The sequence below is a fragment of the Mycobacterium sp. SM3041 genome (assembly GCF_039668335.1).
In the GTDB taxonomy this organism is placed as follows: Bacteria; Actinomycetota; Actinomycetes; order Mycobacteriales; family Mycobacteriaceae; genus Mycobacterium.
Genome location: NZ_JAYXBQ010000007.1, coordinates 45,598 through 66,378, shown reverse-complemented (window position 1 = coordinate 66,378; position 20,781 = coordinate 45,598). Strand labels below are relative to the sequence as shown.

Genomic DNA, 20,781 nt, shown 5'->3' with positions numbered 1-20,781 from the left:
GCGTCCGGGCTGCGGGCCACAAGCCCGCGGTCCGGACGCGAGAGCGCGCGGTCAGCCCGCGCTCTGGTCCTGGTTCCCCGCGCGCAGCAGGTCGTCGCGGGCCCGGGCGACCCGGGAGCGGATGGTGCCGACGGGGCAGCCGCAGATTTCGGCGGCCTCGGCGTAGGACAGGCCCAGCACCTGGGTCAGCAGCAGCGCTTCCCGGCGGTCGGCGTCGACGCCGTCGAGCAGCATGCGGATTTCGACGATGTCCTCGAACCGGGCGGTCGGCTGGTGCATGTCGATGACCGTCTCGGGCTCGATGGCGGCGCTGCTGCGTGGCCGGCACTGCTTGCGCCGGATGTGGTCGACGACGACGCGGCGCGCGATGGACAACAGCCAGGTGCGGGCCGTCGACCGGCCGCGGAACCGGGGCAGCGAGCCGAGGGCGCGCAGGTAGGTCTCCTGCGTCAGGTCGTCTGCGCTGCCGGGCTCGTCGAGGTAGGCGACAGTGCGCCAGACATCGCGCTGGGTAGCCTTGATGAACTGCTCCAATGCGGCGCGATCGCCCCGGCCGGCCGCCAATGCGAGGCGGGTCACCTCGTCGTCGTCGCCGCGGCTGTTCACAGGCCGACCATATGCGACGGTTGCCGGGAACTCACAGCCGGGCACGTCCGACCATTGATTTGGTAGCCCGCACAGCGCAGGACACGACCGGGGGACAATAGGAGGATGATGACGGCCAGCACAGCGGTCGGCAGCGCGGTCGACGCTGCCGCAGCTGCCGACGACAGTGCGGCCGCGCGCCGGGTGCAGCTCGACGTGACCGGCATGACGTGCGGCGCCTGCTCCGCGCGGGTCGAGCGGACGCTCAACAAGATGCCGGGTGTCCGCGCCTCGGTGAACTTCGGCACCCGCGTGGCCACGGTCGACGCCCTTCCCGAGGTCGCCGATTCCGAGCTGTGCGACGCGATCCGCAAGGCCGGCTACGACGCCGAGCCCCGCTCCGGGGCGATCGCCGGCGACCGCGACGACGAGGACCTCTCGCACGCTCACTATCTGCTGCGCCGCCTGCTGGTGGCCGCGGTGCTGTTCGTTCCGCTCGCCGATCTGTCGGTGATGTTCGCCGTCGTCCCCAGCACCCGTTTCACCGGCTGGCAGTGGGTGCTCACCGCGCTGGCGCTGCCGGTCGTCACGTGGGCCGCCTGGCCGTTCCACCGCGTCGCGCTGCGCAATGCCCGCAACCGCGCGGTTTCCATGGAGACCCTGATCTCGGTCGGTGTGTCCGCGGCCACGGTCTGGTCGCTCTACACGGTGTTCTTCGGACACCACGCCACCGAGGCCACCGGCATCTGGCAGGCCCTCGTCGGCAGTGACGCGATCTACTTCGAGGTCGCGGCCGGCGTCACCGTGTTCGTGCTGGCGGGCCGCTATTTCGAGGCCCGCGCCAAGTCCAAGGCGGGTAGTGCGCTGCGGGCGCTCGCGGCGCTGAGCGCGAAGAACGTCACGATCCTGCTCGCCGACGGTACCGAGATGGTGATCCCCGCCGAGGAGCTCGCCGAACAGCAGAAGTTCGTGGTGCGGCCCGGTCAGACGATCGCGGCCGACGGACTCGTGGTCGAGGGCTCGGCCGCCGTCGACACCAGCGTGATGACGGGTGAGGCCAAGCCGGTCCGGGCGATGCCCGGCAGCAGCGTCATCGGCGGCACGATCGTGCTCGACGGACGCCTGATCGTGGAGGCCGCGGCCGTCGGCGCCGACACCCAGTTCGCCGGCATGGTGCGGCTGGTCGAGGAAGCGCAGGCGCAGAAGGCCGAGTCGCAGCGCCTGGCCGACCGCATCGCCTCGGTGTTCGTACCGTGCGTCTTCGCCATCGCCGCACTGACCGCGCTGGGCTGGGCCCTGGCCGGCGCCGGTCCCGACAAGGTTTTCGCCTCCGCGTTGGCGGTCCTGGTGATCGCGTGCCCGTGTGCGCTGGGTCTGGCCACGCCGACGGCGATGATGGTGGCGTCCGGACGCGGCGCCCAGCTCGGCATCTTCCTCAAGGGGCACCGGTCGCTGGAGGCGATCCGGGCCGTCGACACCGTCGTCTTCGACAAGACGGGCACCCTGACCACCGGGCACCTGGCCGTCACCGCGGTCACTGCTGCCGACGGTTGGGAGTCCGACGACGTGCTGGCCCTCGCCGCGGCGGTGGAGTCGGCTTCCGAGCACGCGGTCGCGGTGGCCATCACCACGTCGGCGCCCGAGCATGCGGAAGTCGTTGATTTCCAAGCTGTTCCCGGTCGCGGCGTCGTCGGCACCGTGGGGGAGCGCGAGGTGCGCATCGGCAAGCCGTCGTGGGCGGCCGGCCGTGCCGCGGTGCCCGCGGCCCTCGCCGAAGCGCGGCGCGGCGCCGAATCCCGCGGCGAGACAGTCGTTTTCGTGGCCGTCGACGACGAGCTGTGCGGTGCCATCGCGGTCGCCGACGCGGTGCGCGAATCGGCGGCGGGCGCCATCGCGGCGCTGCATGAGCGTGGTCTGAAGACCATCCTGCTGACCGGCGACAACCCGGCGGCCGCCGCCGCGGTGGGTGCCGCGGTGGGGATCGACGACGTCATCGCCGATGTGCTGCCGGACGGCAAGGTCGACGTCATCCAGCAGCTGCGCGACCGCGGCCGCATGGTCGCGATGGTCGGTGACGGTATCAACGACGGCCCGGCGCTGGCCTGCTCGGATCTGGGCCTGGCCATCGGCCGCGGCACGGACGTCGCGATCGGCGCCGCCGACATCATCCTCGTCCGCGACAGCCTGGATTCGGTGCCGCAGGCCCTGGACCTGGCCAAGGCGACCATGCGCACCATCCAGTTGAACCTGGTGTGGGCCTTCGGCTACAACATCGCCGCCATCCCGGTGGCCGCCGCCGGGCTGCTGAACCCGCTGATCGCCGGCGCGGCGATGGCCTTCTCGTCGTTCTTCGTGGTGTCGAACAGCCTGCGCCTGCGCAACTTCAAGTGATTTGTGCACGATTTTCCGCGCGTGACGCGGAAAATCGTGCACGAATCACTGGTTGACGCTCGGGGTTACTGCTGGCCGCGCTGGCGCGCCAGCTCGCGCAGCATCGCGTTGTAGGCATCCAGGTCGTCGTCGGCGTAGTCCGCATCGGCGTGCCGGTCGGCGCGGGAGGCGGCGCGACGATCCTGCCGCGCCCACTGCGCCACCAGGGCGATGACCACCAGGATCACCGGCAGTTCGCTCGAACCCCACGCGATGGCGCCGCCGAGGTGCTGGTCGGCGCCGATGCTGGAGAGCCACGGCAGGCCGACGAACTTGTAGAACGGTCCGCCGATGGTGTCGGTCATGGTCATGGTCGCGATGCCGAAGAACGCGTGAAAAGGCATGACCGCGAACAACAATCCGAGCCGGCCGAGGAACGGCAGTCGCTTGGGGCCCGGGTCGATGCCGATGATGCCCCAGTAGAAGAGGTAGCCGACCAGCAGGAAGTGCACGCTCATCAACTCGTGGCCCCAGTGGTAGCGGACGAGCGTGTTGAAGATCGGGGTGAAGTACACCGCGTACAGCGACGCGACGAACAGCACGAACGCCACGATCGGATTCGACAGGGCGGCGGTGACTTTCGAGTGCACGAGCCACAGGATCCATTCGCGGGGTCCGGGCGGGGCGCCCTCGCCGGCCGCGGGCAGGGCGCGCAGCGCCAGGGTCACCGGGCCGCCCAGCACCAGCAGCACCGGCACGAACATGTTGAGCGTCATGTGCTCGCCCATGTGGACGCTGAACATCGCCGAGCCGTAGGCCCGCACACCCGAGCTACTGGTGAAAAGCAGTGCCGCGCAGCCGATCAGCCACGCGAGCAACCGGCCCACGGGCCACTCGTCGCCGCGGCGCCGCAGCTTCAGGTAGGCGTAGAGATAGGCGCCGGCAAGCACCAGCGCACCGATGCCGATGAACGTGTCGAACCGCCAGACCGTCAGCAGCCGAACCACATTCGGCGGGTCTGGCAGCTCGTAGCCGAGGAAGACGTCCCAGGTCGTGTACTTGTGGTGCAGCAGGCGCGGCGCGGTTTGCACCGCCATCGCGGACACCGCGGCGAGCGCGGTGAGCGCGGGCAGGCAGGTGGCCAGTCGGGACGGCTTGGCGCGGCGCAGCGCCGCGGCATCGGTGATCCACGACGCCGCCAGCGCGATCGCGGCGACGATGGCCCACCGCCCGTAGGCGCTGCCGGTGAGCCCGGTGGGGCCGAGTTGTTCGGCGAGCAGCAGCACGCCGTAGATCAGGGCCGCGGTGCCGCAGGCCACCTGGATGATGAGTACGCGGCGGTAGAGGTCGGCGGCCGGCGGGCTGATGACGGCCGCGATCTTCGTACCGGCCAGCACGGCCAGCGCCACCGCGAACACGATGACCGCGCTGGTCGTGTAGTCGTGGTCCGGCCCTTCGCTGGCATTGCCGGTCACCGGCAGCGCCAGGACGCCGATCACGCTCGGGAGCAACAGCACGACCATGGCGATCCACCGCACGCTGAACCGCAGCGTCAGGGCCACGACGGCGGCGCACAGGGTGGCGGCGATCCAGCCACGGGCCATCTCGGACGCGCCGATGGCCTCACCCAGCCGGCCGCTCTCGACCAGCCGCAGGGCCGGCGCGCCGGCGTCGGTCGCTGCCTGCACCACCACCATGAACGCCGCGGCGACCAGCCAGACCAGCGAAACCCGTTCCAGCACAAGGTGGATGCGGTAAGTGGGTGGGTCGATGACGCCCTTGGAGTCGGGCCGGGCGGTGGTCACGATGTACAGCAGGCCGCCGAGGCAGATCGCGGCGGCGAGGACGGCCGTGAAGTAGCCGACCGGTTCGGCCACAGCGGTGAACGTGCCGGGGTAGCTGTCGCCGGTGGCGACGAAGCGCTGGTCGCCCGAGATGAGTGCGTAGGTGACCAGAGCGGCGACCGCGGCCAGATAACCCAACAGCGGCAGCGTGATCCTGCCCGCCCGGTCCGAGCCCATCGAAATACCGGCCTTCCACCTGAAGAACTGATCACGCCCAGTCTACGACCAGGTGTCGTAGAAATTTTCCGGGCGCAGGAACTCCTGGCGCCGCGGGCCGACCAATACAAGTTGTGAGTCACACCCAACTGCCCGAATCGGACGTTGCCGTCGCGTCCGATCCGTCGGCGTGGAAGCGCTTCCGCCCGGCATTGCTGCGGCTGCACTTCTACGCCGGCCTGTTCGTCGCGCCGTTCATCCTGATCGCCGCCGTCACCGGGCTGCTCTACGCGGTGATACCGCAGATCGACAGTGCCGTGTACCGGCACGAACTGACCGTCGACCACGTCGGCGACCGTCAGCTGCCGCTGGCTGCCCAGTTGACGGCCGTCCGGGCCGCGCACCCGGAGGGCACCGTCACCAGCATCCGGCCGCCGGCTGCGCCCGACGAGACGACGCAGGTGACGCTCGCGGTCGACGACGTCCCCGCCGACTACGCGCGCACGGTGTTCGTCGACCCGTACACCGGCGCGATCCGCGGCGCCCTGACCACCTACGGCCAGTGGCTGCCGGTGCGGGCGTGGTTCGACGAACTGCACCGCAACCTGCACCTCGGTGCCTTCGGCCGGAACTACAGCGAGCTCGCGGCCAGCTGGTCATGGGTGATCGCCGGCGTCGGCCTGCTGCTGTGGATCGGCCACAACCGCGGACAGCCGCGCCGGTTGGTCGTTCCGGATGTGCGGGCGACGGGGCGGCGCCGGCTGCTGTCGTGGCACGGCACCCTCGGGGTCTGGATCCTCGCGGCGGTGGCGCTGCTGGCGGTGTCGGGCATGACGTGGTCGCGGTTCGCGGGGGAGAACGTCGCGCAGTTGAGGACGCAGCTGAGCTGGACCAGCCCGTCCGTCGACACCGCACTGCCGGGGCAGACCGCCGGGGCGACGTTGGACGAGGCCACCGCGCTGCGCGGCGCCGACGTGGCGCTGCAGGTCGCCCATGATGCGCACCTGCGCACCCCGATGTGGATGTACCCCCCGACGACGACGGGCCAGGGCTGGCAGGTCGCCGAGCGCAAGCGTGACTGGCCGACGCAGTACGACGCCATCGTCGTCGACCCCGCCACGGGCACGGTGGTCTCGCGGCTGGACTTCGCCGCATGGCCGTTGATGGCCAAGATGACCGATTGGGTCATCGACCTGCACATGGGCGTCCTGTTCGGCCTGGTCAACCAGCTCGCACTGATCGCGGTCGCCCTCGCGATGATCGCCGGGATCCTGCTGGGCTACCGGATGTGGTGGCGACGCCGCCCGACCCGCGGGGACCGGTTCGTCCTGCCCACCGGCCAGCGGCGGGGCGCGCTGTCGGCGCTGCGGCCGTACGAGGCGGTGCTCCTGGTCGCCGTACTCGCCGGCGTCGGCTATTTCGCCCCGCTGTTCGGCCTCACGCTGGCGCTGTTCGTCGCGGTCGACGTGGCATTGGGCTGGCGGCAGCGGCGGCAGGCGGCCAAGTGATCGCCGACATCTGGCTCCGGTTGTTCGTGACGGGGCTCTTCCTGCTGAGTGCGGCGCAGTGCGTCTACGCCCTCGTCACGGCCCGTGAGGACCGGACCTGGCTCGACCAGGCCAGCCGCGCGCTGCACCTGGTGATGGCCGTGGCGATGCTCGTCATGGCGTGGCCGGCCGGGATGTGTGTGCCCAACCGGCCGCCGCTGGTGTTCTTCCTGCTGGCGGCCGGCTGGTTCGCGGTCCTCCTGGTGGTGCGCACCGGCCATCGGGTGGCCGACGCCTATCACGCGGTGATGATGCTGGCGATGGCGTGGATGTACGCCGTGATGGACGGGCGGGTGCTGCCCGGTCAGTGCGCCGGGACCGCGGCCGACGCGCCGCAGTCGGCGTCGTCGATGCCGTCCATGCCGGGCATGGACATGTCCGGGACGACGGCGCATGCGGGTCCGATGGGCGGCTGCGGGCACCCGTCGGCGTGGGTCGACGCCGTGAACTGGGTGGTCACCGCGTTGTTCGGGGCCGCTGCGTTGTGGTGGGCCATCCGCTACTTCACCGTGCGGCAGGAGCGCCCCGACGCCCCGGCCCGCCTGTGGTTCGCCGTGGCGTGCCAGGCCATGGCGGCGGCCGGCATGGCGATCATGTTCGCCGTGATGATCTAGGCAGCGTTGCCGTCGGTGGGCCACAGGTGGCCCCGGCGGCGGCCGCGGGAGGCGTTGTCCGGCAGCGTGATGTCGTCGAGCGTCGGTGCCGCGTCGCGGTCCGGCCGCGGTGGCTCGCCGGTGTGGCGGCGCCACACCAGCACCGTCAGCACCACCCCGGCCAGCGCCGGCAGATGGCTCAGCATGCGGACCGCACCGACTGCTCCGGTCAGTCCGTCGACGACGACGTAGCCGGTGAGCACGAGGGTGAACACGCCGCCGACGATCGCCAGGCCCATCGCCGCGGCCGGGCGGGCGGCCGCGACCAGCATGCCGACGCCGAGTGCGACGGACCACGCCGTCGACTCGTTGACCACATGTCCGCCCGCGGCATGCCCGACGTGCACGCCGATGCTGACGCCCGCCGCCTGCAGCACGGCCAGGACGATCTGGATGGCGCCCACCACCGCGAGGCCGATGCGCAGCCAGTCGAGGCCGGCGCGGGTTTCGGGGAGCGCGGTCTGCGAGACCGTGTCGGCCACGGCGGTGATCCGGGTGCGGTCGGCGGCGATCAGCCCGCGCAGCAGCTGCATCTGGCTGTCCAGTTCGTCCTGCCACTGCCGGCACTCGGGGCAGGACGCCAGGTGCTCGTCGACGCGGCGCGCGGGGACGGGTTCGTGCTCGCCGTCCATGCGCGCGGACAGCGCCTCCCGGGCAATCTCGCACTCCACATCGTCAATAGTCGCGCACCGGGCCCGGTTTTCTCCCGGCAGTCCCGAATCCGTCGATCGGTGCCGTTTTGGTGGGTAAATAGTCGCTGGTCGGCGCCGGTACCATAGACACGTGAACTGGACCGTCGACGTACCCATCGACCAGCTGCCCGAGCTGCCCCCGCTGCCCGAGGACCTGCGCACGCGCCTTGCCGACGCGCTGTCCCGTCCGGCCGCGCAGCAGCCCAGCTGGCCCGCGGACCAGGCTGCTGCGATGCGCAAGGTGCTCGAGAGCGTGCCGCCCATCACCGTGCCGTCCGAGATCGAGAAGCTCAAGCTGCAGCTGGCCGACGTGGCGCAGGGCAAGGCGTTCCTGCTGCAGGGCGGTGACTGCGCCGAGACGTTCGTCGACAACACCGAGCCGCACATCCGGGCCAACATCCGGACCCTGCTGCAGATGGCCGTCGTGCTGACGTACGGCGCCAGCATGCCGGTGGTCAAGGTGGCCCGCATCGCGGGGCAGTACGCCAAGCCGCGTTCGTCGGACACCGACTCGCTGGGCCTGACGTCCTACCGCGGCGACATGGTCAACGGTTTCGACCCGGATCCCGCGGTGCGCGTGCACGACGCGTCGCGCCTGGTGCGGGCCTACGCCAACGCGAGCGCCGCGATGAACCTGGTGCGGGCGCTGACCTCGTCGGGCCTGGCGTCGCTGCAGCAGGTGCACGAGTGGAACCGTGAGTTCGTCCGGACCTCGCCGGCGGGTGCCCGGTACGAGGCGCTGGCGGCCGAGATCGACCGTGGCCTGAACTTCATGACGGCCTGCGGCGTCAACGACCGCAACCTGCAGACCGCCGAGATCTACGCCAGCCACGAGGCCCTGGTGCTCGACTACGAGCGCGCGATGCTGCGGCTGTCCACCGAATTCGACGAGCCGCGCCTGTACGACCTGTCGGCGCACTACGTCTGGATCGGCGAGCGCACCCGTCAGCTCGACCACGCGCACATCGCGTTCGTCGAGACCATCGCCAACCCGATCGGCATCAAGATCGGTCCGACGACGACGCCCGAGATGGCCGTCGAGTACGTGGAACGCCTTGACCCGCACAACATTCCGGGCCGGCTCACGCTGGTCAGCCGGATGGGCAACGGCAAGGTGCGCGACGTGCTGCCGGGCATCATCCAGAAGGTGGAGGCCTCGGGCCACCAGGTCATCTGGCAGTGCGACCCGATGCACGGCAACACCCACGAGAGCTCGACGGGTTACAAGACCCGGCACTTCGACCGCATCGTCGACGAGGTGCAGGGCTTCTTCGAGGTGCACCGCGCGCTGGGCACCCACCCGGGCGGCATTCACGTCGAGATCACCGGCGAGAACGTCACCGAATGTCTTGGTGGCGCGCAGGATATCTCCGACGACGACCTCGCCGGCCGCTACGAGACGGCCTGCGACCCGCGCCTGAACACCCAGCAGAGCCTGGAGTTGGCGTTCCTCGTCGCGGAGATGCTGCGCGACTAGCTTCACCCCGCCGAATGGCCACCCGGCGCATGGTTTTCACCCGAAACCCGTGCGGCAGGTGGCCATTCGGCGTTTCTAGAACAGCCCGTCGATGTTGGTGCCGAGGGTCCAGGCGCCGGCGGCGACCAACGCGGTCAGCGTCAGCACCGCGATGAGCCAGAACAGCACGGCGCGCCGCGACCGCTGCCGCGCCCAGGCGAAGTCGTCGAGGTCGATCCCGGCGAATTGTTTTGTCACCACCGGTGATTCGAGCAGTGCGGGGTCCATCGCGGGGTCCATGGTGAACTGCAGGGTGTGCTGCGGTGCCGGCTTCGGGGCTGCTGCCCGGCCCGTCGCGACCGTGGTGCGCTCGGCGCGGCCGCGCTGTGCGGCCGCCGCGGTGTGTTGCGCCGAGTTCGTCGGTGCCGGCACCCGGAATTCGGGCAGACCGAGGTCGGTGACGATCGCGGCGAGTTCGGCCGCCATGTCGCCGGCATCCAGGTAGCGGTCGTCGGCCAGGCGCGCCGTCGCGCAGGCCACCAGGTCGTCGAATTGCTTTGGCACACCGGCGATTGCCGAACTCGGCGGCGGCACGTCCTGGTCCAGCCGCTGATAGGCGACGCTGAGCGGATTGTCGCCGGTGAACGGCGTGGTGCCGGTCAGCAGCTCGTAGGCCAGGATGCCGACGGAGTAGACGTCGCTGCGCGGATCGGCGTCGCCGGTGCTGACCTGTTCGGGGGAGAGGTACGCCGCGGTGCCGAGGATGACGCTCGTCGACGTGATCTTGGCCTCAGCGACGGCGCGCACGAGCCCGAAGTCGGCGATCTTGACCTCACCGCTGTCGGAGATCAGGACGTTCTCTGGCTTGATGTCGCGGTGCACCAGGCCCGCCTCGTGAGCCACCGCCAGGCCGTCGAGCATCGGAGCCAGCACGGCCGCCACGGCGTGCGGCGGCATCGGGCCACGCTCGCGCAGCAACTCGCGCAGCGTTCCGCCCTCGACGAGTTCCATGACCAGGAACGGGTGCCGGCCGTCGAACCCCTGGTCGTAAACCGCTACCAGCCCAGGGCTTTTCAGGCCGGCGGCGGCGCGGGCCTCGCGCTGGAAGCGCGTCAGGAACTGCTGATCGCCGGAGTACCGCGAATCCATGACCTTGAGTGCCACCAGGCGGTCGAGCCGGGTGTCCAGGCCGCGGTACACCGTGGACATGCCGCCACTGGCGATCGGTGCATCCACGCGGTATCGCCCGTCCAGCACCGCACCGATAAGTGGGTCCGGTTGTCGGGATGGCTGCACCTGGCAATCGTACGGCCCTAGAATCTCCTGGGTGAGCAGCATTCCGGCCGCCGAGGACGTTATCGATCCCGATGAAGCGGTCTACGACCTTCCCACAGTGGCATCGATGCTGGGTATCCCGGTGACCAAGGTGCACCAGCAGCTGCGGGACGGACACCTCCTCGGAGTGCGCCGGAACGGTGCCATCGTGGTGCCCAAGATCTTCTTCGACGCCAAAGGGCACGTGGTCAAGCAGCTGCCGGGCCTGCTCGTGGTGCTGCGCGACGGTGGCTACCACGAAACCGACATCGTGCGGTGGCTGTTCACCGCCGACGAGTCGCTGACGCTGACGCGCGACGGCACCACCGAGCGCACCGTCAACGCGCGTCCGGTCGACGCGCTGCATTCGCACCAGGCCAGGGAAGTGCTGCGGCGCGCCCAGGCTATGGCGTACTAGCCGGCTCGGCCGCCGTCGTCTTCGGCTCCGGCGCGTGCGCCAGTGAGTACCACGCCGCCACAGCGCATCCCGTCGCCAGGATGACGTGCAGCCACGAGTACATGCCGTGCGATCCGTCGGGTTTGAAGATCACCATGATCCAGGTGGAGAACCCGGCGATCGCGGCGACGGCCGAGCGGCTCTGCGCCAGCGCCGAGACGATCGCCAGCGGCCAGGTGTAGTACCAGGGCAGCGCGGCGGGCACGAACAGCACCACGACGGCCATCACCAGCGCGATGCCGATCAGCGCTTCCCGGTCGGTGTGCCGGAATCGCCACCACAGCAAGGGCAGTGAGATCGCGATGATCGCGATGCCGATGATGCGGGTGACGTCCAGCACCGCGTAGAAGCTGACGGTGGTGAACAGTCCGCCGATGGCGTGGATCAGGTTGGCCACCGCCGTCGGGATGGTCAGCCAGTTGACGATCTTGACCGAACCGGCCAGTGCCGTCAGCCAGCCGAGCCCGACGCCGGCCGCCACCGTCACCACGGCGAACACGACGGTGAAGATCGCGCCCGACGCCGCAGTGGCCGCCAGCCACGCGCGGACCTGGCCCCACGGGTGCCGTTCGCGCAACTGGCGCATCCAGACCCACACCATGAACGGAAGTGCCAGTCCCGCGGTCGCTTTCACCGCCACCGCGAGGGCGATCACGCTGACGCCGGCGATGGGATGCCGTTCGAAGGTCAGCGCGATGGCGGCCATCATCAGGCCGACCATCAGCATCTCGTTGTGGACGCCGCCCATGAGATGGATGATCACCAGCGGGTTGAGGACGCAAATCCACAGGGCGGCAGCGCTGTTGGCGCCGACGTGGCGAGCGACGCGGGGCGCCGCCCAGATCAGCATGACCAGGCCGGGCAGCATGCACAGCCGCAGCAGCATGGTGCCCTCGACGACGTGGTCGCCGACGATCATGGTGACGAACTTGGCCACCAGGATGAAGGCCGGTCCATAGGGCGCGGTGGTGGTGGTCCAGATGGGACTCACGTTGTCCAGCAACGAGTTCGGGTTGTCCACCGGGCCGACGAGGTAGGGATCGAGCCCGTCGCGCAGCAGCGCACCCTGCGCCAGGTAGGAGTAGGTGTCACGGCTGAACACCGGCACGCTCAGCAGCAGTGGCGCCAGCCAGAAGCCGGTCGTCGCGATCATGGTGTAGTCGGTGGCGGTGCGGTCCACGACGCGCCGGCCCAGTGCCAGCCAGGCGATCAGCATCAGGGCCACGCCGGTCCACAGCAGGATCGACGACAGCACCAGCCCGTGGCCGAACCGGAACCACGACAGGTGCATCGATTCCAGCAGGGGATCGTGCTGCCGGGTGCTGCCGGCGCCCAAGCCGCCCAGGGCGATCAGGATGGCGCCGGCGAACCCGAGCAGCGCGGGGCGGCCCTCGTCGGATCGCCCGAAGGCGGTGAGCCGGGCCAGCGCCCCTGGAGCAGTGGTCGAGGTCGACATCGTGGCCTACGCGGACCGGTTGGACGCCCGCCGGGCGAGCTCGGTGAGGCCGGCCTTGGCGCCCTCGTCGATGGGGGCGGCGGCGAGGGCGTCCAGTCCACGTTGGGTGAGCAGCGCGATGCGCTGCTCGACGGCGCTCAGCGCACCCACGGCCTCGATCACGCCGCAGAGTTCGCCGACCTGGCCGTCCGTCAGATCGGTGCCGATCAAGTCCCGCAACAGGGCCGCCGCGGCCGGGTCGGACGTCTCGGCCAGTTCCACGGCCTCGGCCAGCAGCACGGTGCGCTTGCCCGAGCGCAGGTCGTCACCCGACGGCTTGCCCGTGACGGCCGGGTCGCCGAACACCCCGAGCACGTCGTCACGCAGCTGGAACGCGATGCCCAGGTCGGTGCCGACCGCGTGGAAGATCTTCTGCACGTCGGGCCGGTCGGCGGCGGCCGCGGCGCCCAGCTGCAACGGCCGGGTGACGGTGTAGGACGCGGTCTTGTAGAGGTTCACGTTCATGGCCGAGGCCACGGTGTCGGCGCCACTGGATTCGGCGACGATGTCGAGGTACTGCCCGCCGAGGACCTCGGTGCGGATGTGCGCCCACACCTCGTTGACGCGGCGGCGTGCGTCGGCCGACAGGTCGGCGTTCGCGATGATGTCGTCGGCCCAGGACAGGGCCAGGTCGCCGAGCAGGATCGCCGCGGACAGCCCGAACTGCTCGGACGACCCGCGCCAGCCCTGCTGGCGGTGCCGGTCGGCGAACAGCCGGTGCACTGTCGGCAGGCCGCGCCGCGTGGCCGAACAGTCGATGACGTCGTCGTGGACCAGGGCACAGGCCTGCAGCAGTTCCAGCGCGGAGAACAGGCGCAGCACCGCCGGGTCGGCCGGGTGGCCGGGATCGGGGGCGACGGCGCGCCAGCCCCAGTACGCGAAGGCCGGGCGGACGCGCTTGCCGCCACGCAGGACGAACTCTTCGAGTGCCCCCGTCACATCGGCGTAGGCGTCGCCGATGTAGGCGCTGTCCCGCCGGCGCTCGGCGAGATAGTCGCGCAGTTGATCTGTGATGGCATTCGCCAGCTCGCCAGCCGACGGACCTGCGGCATCGACGCTCAGCGCGCGTCCCCTCTCGTGACCCCGAAATCGTGCATTCAGATTAGAGGGTGCCGGGCCGGCGGTCTGACACTGCGGCGAAGTCGCTCATCTGACACTGCGGCGAAGTCACTCATCGGACACGGCGGCGAACTTGGGTGAGCGGTCGCGGCTCCAGTAGGCGAGACCGCCGATGACGCCGGCGACCGCGAAGGCCAGGACGGCCATCCAGATGGCGGCCGTGGTGAACGAGCGCGCGCTCGGGTCGGTGTAGCGGGCCTGGGCCTTCATGGTGGTCACGACGCCGGGCTTGAGCTTCCACTGCACGATGTCGCTGGCCACCCGCTCGCCGTTGGTCGAGGTGACATCGCCCGGAAACGCCACCGACAGCGTGACGTCGGACTCCGGGTCGCTCAGCGTCGTCAGGTCGACGCGGCCTTCGAGGATCACCAGGTCACCGGCGCGGCGCAGGGAGATGTCGGCACCCGCCGAGTCGCGGCTCAGATTGGCCAGCTGCGGCACCTCGGAGAAGTTCAGGTCCGAGAACACCGCCTCGGAGCCGACGTAGTCGTCCTTGCGGTAGTCCGAGACCACGACCTTCTGGGCGAACGGCAGGTTGTTTGTCAGCTGCGGACCCTTGTCGTCCGAGTTCTTGGCCTTCGCGGCGGCCACGATCTGACCGGAGACCCGGTCGTCGGGCGAGATGGTGAGTGAGGTGTGGACGCGCACGCAGCCGACCGCCAGGGGGAGGAGCATCAGAAACAGCAGCAAGGCACGCAGGTGGCGGCGGCGGTTCACGCCGTTATCGTGCCAGATCGCGTCAGGGACAGCGGCACACCGGATGGATCACAGTGGCAGGGCGCGGCCGAGAATGGCGAACGGCCGGGGATCGCCCGGGAAGAAGTAGCTGCGCATGACGTCGTGGAAATCGAGCCGGCGGTACAGCTTCCAGGCCCGGTTGTCCTCGCCGTGGATCTCCGGGGTGGACAGCAGGACGTGGGATTCCGTGGCGCCGGCGAGCAGCCGGCGAGTGAGCGCCTCGCCGAGTCCCTGCCCCTGGGCCCGCGGGTGGATGTGCAGTTCGGTGAGTTCGAAATAGCCGTTCATCAATTGGTCGATGCGTTCGCTGGGGGTGCCGACGTGGCGCAGGCCGGTCGCGACCTGTTGGTACCACCACTGATCGGGCGCGCCGCGGTACCCGTAGGCGACCCCGAGCATGGGGGCGGATCGCAGTGCCGCCTCCGGCGCCTCGTCGGCTGTGGGGACGTCGAACGCCGCGACGCCCGTCCAGCCTTCGCGGCGGGTGTGCTCCAGCCACATGGCGGCCCGCTGGCGTTCGGTGCCCCGTGGGTAGCGCATCGCGTCGACGTAGATGGACAGCGCGTCGTCGAGGCGGTGCTGCATGTCAGCCGGCGACAGATCGGTCAGGAGCGTCGCCACGGTGTGAGCCTTTCGGTGCGGCAGGGAAGTCGGGTGTCGGGTTGCTGAACAGGCGCTGTCGCCCGGCCGACGTCCCAGTCTTACAATTCGGGAGTCTGAAGTATGTGGTACGTGTCTGTGTGACCTCGTATCATGACTGTTAGGTATCCGTGACCACGGGTGCAGACGTCAGGAGCCGCTGCCGGCAGCGGTGTGAGTTGGGAGGCGCGGATGCCACTCTCCGATCATGAGCAGCGCATGCTCGACCAGATCGAGAGTGCGCTGTACGCCGAGGACCCGAAGTTCGCTTCGAGCGTCCGGGGCGGCACGCTGCACGCGCCGTCGGCGCGGCGGCGACTGCAGGGCGCAGGGCTGTTCGTCCTGGGTCTGGCGTTGCTGGTGCTGGGTGTGGCCTTTCGGATTCTGTGGATCAACCAGCTGCCGATCCTGAGTGTCATCGGTTTCGTGGTGATGTTTGCCGGTGCCGTGTTCGCGGTGACCGGGCCCCGGGTGCTGTCCAAGGAGAAGTCGTCCCCGGCGGGTGGCAAGTCCAAGCGGGCCCGTGCGGGCAACTCGTTCACCAATCGCATGGAAGACCGATTCCGTCGCAGGTTCGACGACTAGACGCGGACGCGTGACGCAGGGGTAGCCGATTCGGCTGCCCCTGTTTTGTTTTTCGCTCGGCCTGGTTTGTTTTCGGCGCGCTCTTGCCTGTTCCGGGTGGTGTGACACCCGACACGCCGGATCCGTAGCGAAATTTGCCGGCGGCGACGTGCGCCGCGATTTTTCAGGGGCTGTGCTCCGCGGCTCCCCACAATGCCCCACCAATCTCCCGCACGGGCCGCCAACTGGGATTTTGGCGGTCAGCCTGGCCGTTTGAGGCCGTTCTCCACTCCCGCTCTCTCGTGATTGCTGCGTCAGGTGGGGCAGATAAGGCGATTTTTAGACTTGAGATGGAGAGAAGTGGGGGATTGTGGGGTAATGTGGCGGACATCGGAGAGACCGGACTCCGGAGCGGTGGGAGGTGCCTGATGTTCCTGGGTACCTACACGCCGAAGCTCGATGACAAGGGGCGACTGACGTTGCCCGCCAAGTTCCGCGATGCACTGGCAGGAGGGTTGATGGTCGCCAAAAGTCCAGATCACAGCCTCGCCGTGTACCCGAGGGCCGAGTTCGAAGCCGAGATCGCCCGCCGCGTGGCGAGCACTCCCCGGAACGACCCCGCCGCTCGTGCCGACCTGCGCGTTTTCGCCGCGGGCGCCGATGAGCAGCACCCCGACGCTCAGGGCCGCATCACCCTGTCGGCCGACCACCGTCGCTACGCGAGCCTGACCAAGGAATGCGTCGTGATCGGTGCGGTGGACTACCTCGAAATCTGGGATGCCGCGGCCTGGCAGACCTACCAAGAAACTCACGAAGAGAACTTCTCCGCGGCAAGCGATGAAGCGCTCGGCAGCACCCTTTGACCTGCAGGCCCGTGCAGCGTGGCCTCTGCCCGAACCGGCCCTGGCGTACTTCCCCAACGTCAGGTTCGCGAACTCGGACAGAGACCTCGCTGCAGGGGCCGCACAAATCCACCAGCTGAAGCCTTTTGGGGGTGTTGCGTTGACCGATCGTCGGCCGCACATTCCGGTGCTGCTGGACCGCTGCGTCGAGCTGCTGGCCCCGGCCCTCACCCGGGTCAGCGCCGATGGTGCCGGCGCCGTCATGATCGACGCGACGCTCGGCGCCGGTGGCCACTCCGAAGCCTTCCTCACGCGGTTCCCCGCTGTGACGCTCATCGGCCTGGACCGCGACCAGACCGCGCTGCGGCTCGCGGGGGAGCGCCTGGCGCCGTTCGGTGACCGCGTGCACCTGGTCCACACCCCGTACGACGGCATCGACGAGGCGCTGACCCAATCCGGTTACCGGCCAGGCGAATTGGACGCCATCCTGTTCGACCTCGGGGTGTCCTCGATGCAGCTCGACCAGGCCGAGCGCGGTTTCGCGTACGCGCAGGACGCGCCGCTGGACATGCGCATGGACCAGTCCTCGGGCCTGACGGCGGCCGACATCCTGAACACCTACGACGCCAAGGCACTGACCCGCGTGCTGCGCGAGTACGGCGAGGAGAAGTTCGCCTCGCGCATCGCGGGCGCGATCGTCCGGGAGCGCGCCCGCCGCCCGTTCACCACGACGACCGAGCTGGTCGAGCTGCTCTACGCGGTGATCCCGGCCCCGGCCCGTCGTACCGGCGGGCATCCGGCCAAGCGGACGTTCCAGGCGCTGCGCACCGAGGTCAACGGCGAGCTCGACTGTCTGCGGGCGGCGATCCCCGCCGCGCTGGACGCGCTGCGTCCCGGCGGCCGGATCGCGGTCGAGGCGTATCAGTCGCTGGAGGACCGAATCGTCAAGGGCTACTTCACCGATGCCATCGCATCGCGTACCCCGGAGGGCCTGCCCATGGAGCTGCCCGGCTACGAGCCGCTCTTCACCGCGTTGACCCGGGGCGCCGAGCGGGCCGACGAACACGAACTCGAATTGAACCCGCGCAGCGCGTCCGTCCGCCTGCGCGCACTGGAAAAAGTTGTCACAAGGGGAGGTCTGTGATGGCAAAGCGGCCAGCACCGGTACGCGGCGGCAATGCTCGACGGGACTCCGACCCCGATCCGCGCCGCCGCACCACGCGCCGCGGCGGCGACCCGGCATCGCGTCGCGAGGGTGGCAAGGGGGAAGCCAAGCGCGACAACAAGACTGACGCGCGCGTCAAGCGCGGCAAGCGCGACGTCCGGCCGCAGCGGTCCAAGCCCACCGGCGCCGGCCCACAGACCACACCGTTCGCCCGGCCGACGGCGGCGCCGTCGCGACCCAAGAGCGCCTCACAGGCCAAGGCCCGCGCCAAGGCGCGGAAGGCCAAGGCGCCCAAGGTTGTTCGCACCCCGCTGCGGGAGCGGCTGCTCATCCGCATCGCCGAGATGGACCTCAACCCGCGGCATCTGATCGCGCGGGTGCCGTTCGTCGTGCTGATCATCGGGGCACTGGGCATGGGTCTGGGCGTCACGCTGTGGCTGTCGACCTCCGCGGCCGAACGGTCGTACGAGCTGGGCCGCGCCAAGGAGATCAATCAGGCTCTGCAGCAACAGAAAGAGGCGCTCGAGCGGGATGTGCTGGTCGCGCAGGCGGCGCCGGCCCTGGCCGATGCGGCGCGCAACCTCGGCATGATCCCGTCGCGCGACACCGCGCACCTGGTGCAGGACCCCACCGGCAACTGGCTGCTGGTCGGCAGCCCGAAGCCGGCGCAGGGGGTGCCGCCACCACCGCTGAACACGCCACTGCCCGAAGCGGCCCCGCCCGCCCCGGCCGCGGCCCCGCGCCCGGCCCCGGCTGCCGCGCCCGCCCCGCAGCCGGCACCTGCTGCCGCTCCCGTCCCTGCTCCGGCGGGTGTCCCAGCTGTTCCGGCTCCCGCAGCTGTTCCGGTCCCGGGTGCCGCTCCGGCTCCCGCCGGTGTTCCGGCCCCGGCCGCCGCTCCGGCGCCCGTCGTGGTCGACCCGCGCGAGCAGGTCGTGCACGCACCGGCGCCTGCGGCTCCGGTACTCCCGGCGCCCGCCCTCGCGGCGCCCGTGCCCGCGGCTCCGGCGCTCCCGGTGCCTGGGCAGGGCACTCTGCCCGGCCCGGCGTTGCAGCCTGAGGCCGCGCTGCCGGCGTCCGTCGCACCAGCCCCGGTCGCGCAGGTTCCGGCCCCGGCACAGGTCCCGGCCCCGGTCGCCCCGGCCCCGGCGCCGGCGCAGCCCGCCCCCGGTCTGCCCGCATGAGCGGCACGCGACCGCGCAAGACCGCTGCCGCGCGGACGGGCGCGCCCCGCAAGCGGCCGGCCGCCAAACCGCGTCCCGCGCAACCGCATTCGGCGCACGACCGGCGGACCCGTGAGGCCGTCGTGCCCGAGGGGCGGACCGGCTCGTTCGGGTTCCGGCACAAGGCCGGCAACATCGTTATCGCGGTGGTGCTGCTGGCCGCGGCCGTCCAGTTGTTCTTCCTGCAGGGCCCGCGGGCGGCCGGTCTGCGCGCCGAGGCCGCCAGCCAGCTCAAGGTCACCGACGTGCAGAAGGCGGTGCGCGGCAGCATCATCGACCGCAACAACGCCAAGCTGGCGTTCACCATCGAGGCCCGCGCGCTGACCTTCCAGCCGAACCGGATCCGTCAGCAGCTGACCGAGGCCAAGGCCAAGACCCCGGCGGCGCCGGACCCCGACAAGCGGCTCAACGAGATCGCCGTCGGCGTGGCCGGCCTGCTGAACAACAAGCCCGATGCCGCGACCCTGGCCAAGAAGATCACCGGCCGCGACTCGTTCGTCTACCTGGCGCGGGCCGTCGACCCGGCGATCTCCGACGCCATCACCAAGAAGTACCCAGAGGTCGGCGCGGAGCGGCAGGACATCCGGCAGTACCCCGGTGGCTCGCTGGCCGCGAACGTCGTCGGCGACATCGGCTGGGACGGCCACGGCCTGCTCGGCCTCGAAGATTCCTTCGACGCAAAGCTTTCCGGCACCGACGGCTCGGTCACCTACGACCGCGGCTCGGACGGCGTGGTGATCCCCGGCAGCTACCGGGACCGGCACGACGCGATCAACGGCGCCACCATCCAGCTCACGCTCGACAACGACATCCAGTACTACGTCCAGCAGCAGGTGCAGCAGGCCAAGGACATGTCCGGCGCGCACGACGTGTCCGCGGTGGTTTTGGATTCGAAGACCGGCGAGATCCTCGCCATGACCAACGACAACACCTTCGATCCGGCCCAGGAGCTGAGCCGGCAGGACGACAAGCAGATGGGAAACCTGCCTGCGACGTCGCCGTTCGAGCCGGGCTCGGTGAACAAGATCGTCACCGCGGCGTCGGTCATCGAGTTCGGGCTGTCGAATCCCGATGAGGTGCTTCAGGTTCCGGGCAGCTACAACATGGGTGGTGTCACCATCCGCGACGCCTGGGGCCACGGCACCGACCCGTACACCACCACCGGCATCTTCGGGAAGTCCTCGAACATCGGCACCCTGATGCTGGCCCAGCGGGTCGGCCCGGAGCGCTTCGCCGACATGCTGACGAAGTTCGGCCTCGGCCAGCGCACGGGTTCGGGCCTGCCCGGGGAGAGCGCGGGTCTGGTCCCGCCGATCGACCAGTGGTCGGGCAGCTCGTTCGCGAACCTGCCCATCGGACAGGGCCTTTCGATGACCCTGCTGCAGATGACCGGCATGTACCAGGCCATCGCCAACGACGGCCTGCGCATCCCGCCGCGCATCGTCAAGTCGATCGTCTCGGCCGACGGCACGCACCAGGACCAGGCGGCTCCCGAGGGCGTGCAGGTCGTGTCGCCGCAGACCGCGGCGACACTGCGCAACATGTTCCGCGCGACCCTCCAGCGTGACCCGCGCGGCACCCAGCAGGGCACCGGCTGGCCGGGCGCTGTCGAGGGTTACCAGATGGCCGGCAAGACCGGTACCGCCCAGCAGATCAACCCGGCGTGCGGCTGCTACTACGACGACGACCACTACTGGATCACCTTCGCCGGCATGGCGCCGTCGGACGACCCGCGTTACGTCGTCGGGATCATGGCCAACAACCCGCAGCGCAATGCCGACGGCACGCCGGGCCACTCGATGGCGCAGCTGTTCCACAACATCGCGGCCTGGCTGATGCAGCGCGAGAACGTGCCGCTGTCGCCGGACCCCGGTCCGCCGCTGGTCCTGCAGGCGACCTGACGGGCGGGGCGCCCGTCTCCGGCC

The 20,781-nt window shown here is 70.1% G+C and carries 18 protein-coding genes; 10 read left to right on the top strand and 8 right to left on the bottom strand.

Translation table 11 applies throughout. The features are described from left to right. Positions 1–51: 51 nt before the first annotated feature. Entirely contained in the window at positions 52–606 is a 555-nt protein-coding gene (gene sigC / locus VXD91_RS03395; protein ID WP_029105716.1) for an RNA polymerase sigma factor SigC, read from the bottom strand. 108 nt (positions 607–714) lie between these two features. Between sigC and VXD91_RS03390 the strand changes: the two genes are divergently transcribed. Next, positions 715–2,976 carry a heavy metal translocating P-type ATPase gene (locus tag VXD91_RS03390; protein ID WP_346414652.1) on the top strand — a complete coding sequence of 754 codons (2,262 nt, stop codon included), beginning with the start codon at positions 715–717 and terminating at the stop codon, positions 2,974–2,976. A gap of 65 nt (positions 2,977–3,041) precedes the next feature. Here VXD91_RS03390 and VXD91_RS03385 read toward each other — a convergent pair whose 3' ends face one another. Continuing rightward, entirely contained in the window at positions 3,042–4,976 is a 1,935-nt protein-coding gene (locus VXD91_RS03385) for a cytochrome c oxidase assembly protein (protein WP_318985161.1), read from the bottom strand. 113 nt (positions 4,977–5,089) lie between these two features. Between VXD91_RS03385 and VXD91_RS03380 the strand changes: the two genes are divergently transcribed. Together VXD91_RS03380 and VXD91_RS03375 are read left to right on the top strand one after the other, a co-directional pair. After that, a complete protein-coding gene (locus VXD91_RS03380; RefSeq protein ID WP_346414651.1) occupies positions 5,090–6,463 on the top strand; it encodes a PepSY domain-containing protein in 1,374 nt (457 codons plus the stop codon). Then, positions 6,460–7,116, top strand: coding sequence for a DUF5134 domain-containing protein (locus tag VXD91_RS03375; protein ID WP_346414650.1), 657 nt, complete (start codon positions 6,460–6,462; stop codon positions 7,114–7,116). The genes VXD91_RS03380 and VXD91_RS03375 overlap by 4 nt, the downstream gene beginning before the upstream one ends. On the opposite strand, the gene VXD91_RS03370 is transcribed toward VXD91_RS03375, so the two are convergent. After that, on the bottom strand, positions 7,113–7,826 hold the full coding sequence (locus tag VXD91_RS03370; RefSeq protein WP_346414649.1) for a zf-HC2 domain-containing protein: 714 nt from the start codon (positions 7,824–7,826) through the stop codon (positions 7,113–7,115). The genes VXD91_RS03375 and VXD91_RS03370 overlap by 4 nt on opposite strands. 112 nt (positions 7,827–7,938) lie before the next feature. Between VXD91_RS03370 and VXD91_RS03365 the strand changes: the two genes are divergently transcribed. Next, complete coding sequence (locus tag VXD91_RS03365) at positions 7,939–9,324, top strand: 3-deoxy-7-phosphoheptulonate synthase class II (RefSeq protein ID WP_020103604.1); 1,386 nt, start codon at positions 7,939–7,941, stop codon at positions 9,322–9,324. A 75-nt stretch (positions 9,325–9,399) separates the two neighbouring features. On the opposite strand, the gene VXD91_RS03360 is transcribed toward VXD91_RS03365, so the two are convergent. Then, positions 9,400–10,641: a protein kinase gene (locus VXD91_RS03360; protein ID WP_346414648.1), complete on the bottom strand. Its 1,242-nt coding sequence runs from the start codon at positions 10,639–10,641 to the stop codon at positions 9,400–9,402. On the opposite strand from VXD91_RS03360, the gene VXD91_RS03355 reads away from it, so the two are divergent. Further along, positions 10,631–11,035: an Rv2175c family DNA-binding protein gene (locus VXD91_RS03355; protein WP_318985156.1), complete on the top strand. Its 405-nt coding sequence runs from the start codon at positions 10,631–10,633 to the stop codon at positions 11,033–11,035. The genes VXD91_RS03360 and VXD91_RS03355 overlap by 11 nt on opposite strands. Here VXD91_RS03355 and VXD91_RS03350 read toward each other — a convergent pair. From VXD91_RS03350 to VXD91_RS03335, 4 genes are all read right to left on the bottom strand, one after another. Next, on the bottom strand, positions 11,022–12,530 hold the full coding sequence (locus tag VXD91_RS03350; protein ID WP_346414647.1) for an alpha-(1->6)-mannopyranosyltransferase A: 1,509 nt from the start codon (positions 12,528–12,530) through the stop codon (positions 11,022–11,024). The genes VXD91_RS03355 and VXD91_RS03350 overlap by 14 nt on opposite strands. A 6-nt stretch (positions 12,531–12,536) precedes the next feature. Further along, on the bottom strand, positions 12,537–13,595 hold the full coding sequence (gene idsA2 / locus VXD91_RS03345; RefSeq protein WP_346414668.1) for a bifunctional (2E,6E)-farnesyl/geranyl diphosphate synthase: 1,059 nt from the start codon (positions 13,593–13,595) through the stop codon (positions 12,537–12,539). A gap of 141 nt (positions 13,596–13,736) precedes the next feature. Then, the gene (locus VXD91_RS03340; protein WP_346414667.1) at positions 13,737–14,363 is read right to left on the bottom strand and encodes a DUF3153 domain-containing protein; all 627 of its coding nucleotides are present in this window, start codon (positions 14,361–14,363) and stop codon (positions 13,737–13,739) included. Positions 14,364–14,453: 90 nt separating this feature from the next. Then, positions 14,454–15,047 (bottom strand): N-acetyltransferase, encoded by a 594-nt coding sequence (locus VXD91_RS03335; protein WP_346414646.1) that lies wholly within the window; start codon positions 15,045–15,047, stop codon positions 14,454–14,456. Positions 15,048–15,257: 210 nt separating this feature from the next. Between VXD91_RS03335 and VXD91_RS03330 the strand changes: the two genes are divergently transcribed. The 5 genes from VXD91_RS03330 (at position 15,258) to VXD91_RS03310 (ending at position 20,757) form a co-directional block, all read left to right on the top strand. Further along, positions 15,258–15,650 (top strand): DUF3040 domain-containing protein, encoded by a 393-nt coding sequence (locus VXD91_RS03330; protein ID WP_212812073.1) that lies wholly within the window; start codon positions 15,258–15,260, stop codon positions 15,648–15,650. 407 nt (positions 15,651–16,057) lie between these two features. After that, on the top strand, positions 16,058–16,492 hold the full coding sequence (gene mraZ, locus VXD91_RS03325; RefSeq protein ID WP_020103613.1) for a division/cell wall cluster transcriptional repressor MraZ: 435 nt from the start codon (positions 16,058–16,060) through the stop codon (positions 16,490–16,492). Then, positions 16,467–17,615 carry a 16S rRNA (cytosine(1402)-N(4))-methyltransferase RsmH gene (gene rsmH / locus VXD91_RS03320; RefSeq protein ID WP_346414645.1) on the top strand — a complete coding sequence of 383 codons (1,149 nt, stop codon included), beginning with the start codon at positions 16,467–16,469 and terminating at the stop codon, positions 17,613–17,615. Before mraZ ends, rsmH begins: the two co-directional genes overlap by 26 nt. Next, the gene (locus VXD91_RS03315) at positions 17,615–18,817 is read left to right on the top strand and encodes a hypothetical protein (RefSeq protein WP_346414644.1); all 1,203 of its coding nucleotides are present in this window, start codon (positions 17,615–17,617) and stop codon (positions 18,815–18,817) included. The genes rsmH and VXD91_RS03315 overlap by 1 nt, the downstream gene beginning before the upstream one ends. Next, complete coding sequence (locus VXD91_RS03310) at positions 18,814–20,757, top strand: penicillin-binding protein 2 (RefSeq protein ID WP_212812071.1); 1,944 nt, start codon at positions 18,814–18,816, stop codon at positions 20,755–20,757. The genes VXD91_RS03315 and VXD91_RS03310 overlap by 4 nt, the downstream gene beginning before the upstream one ends. Positions 20,758–20,781 lie beyond the last annotated feature (24 nt).

Excerpts from the sequence above, each read along its gene's own strand:
- VXD91_RS03385 (WP_318985161.1), bottom strand. The coding sequence starts at position 4,976 with ATGGGCTCGGACCGGGCGGGCAGGATCACGCTGCCGCTGTTGGGTTAT.
- VXD91_RS03310 (WP_212812071.1), top strand. The coding sequence starts at position 18,814 with ATGAGCGGCACGCGACCGCGCAAGACCGCTGCCGCGCGGACGGGCGCG.
- VXD91_RS03360 (WP_346414648.1), bottom strand. The coding sequence starts at position 10,641 with ATGCTGCTCACCCAGGAGATTCTAGGGCCGTACGATTGCCAGGTGCAG.
- VXD91_RS03390 (WP_346414652.1), top strand. The coding sequence starts at position 715 with ATGACGGCCAGCACAGCGGTCGGCAGCGCGGTCGACGCTGCCGCAGCT.
- VXD91_RS03350 (WP_346414647.1), bottom strand. The coding sequence starts at position 12,530 with ATGTCGACCTCGACCACTGCTCCAGGGGCGCTGGCCCGGCTCACCGCC.
- VXD91_RS03315 (WP_346414644.1), top strand. The coding sequence starts at position 17,615 with ATGGCAAAGCGGCCAGCACCGGTACGCGGCGGCAATGCTCGACGGGAC.
- mraZ (WP_020103613.1), top strand. The coding sequence starts at position 16,058 with ATGTTCCTGGGTACCTACACGCCGAAGCTCGATGACAAGGGGCGACTG.
- VXD91_RS03340 (WP_346414667.1), bottom strand. The coding sequence starts at position 14,363 with ATGCTCCTCCCCCTGGCGGTCGGCTGCGTGCGCGTCCACACCTCACTC.
- rsmH (WP_346414645.1), top strand. The coding sequence starts at position 16,467 with ATGAAGCGCTCGGCAGCACCCTTTGACCTGCAGGCCCGTGCAGCGTGG.
- VXD91_RS03330 (WP_212812073.1), top strand. The coding sequence starts at position 15,258 with ATGCCACTCTCCGATCATGAGCAGCGCATGCTCGACCAGATCGAGAGT.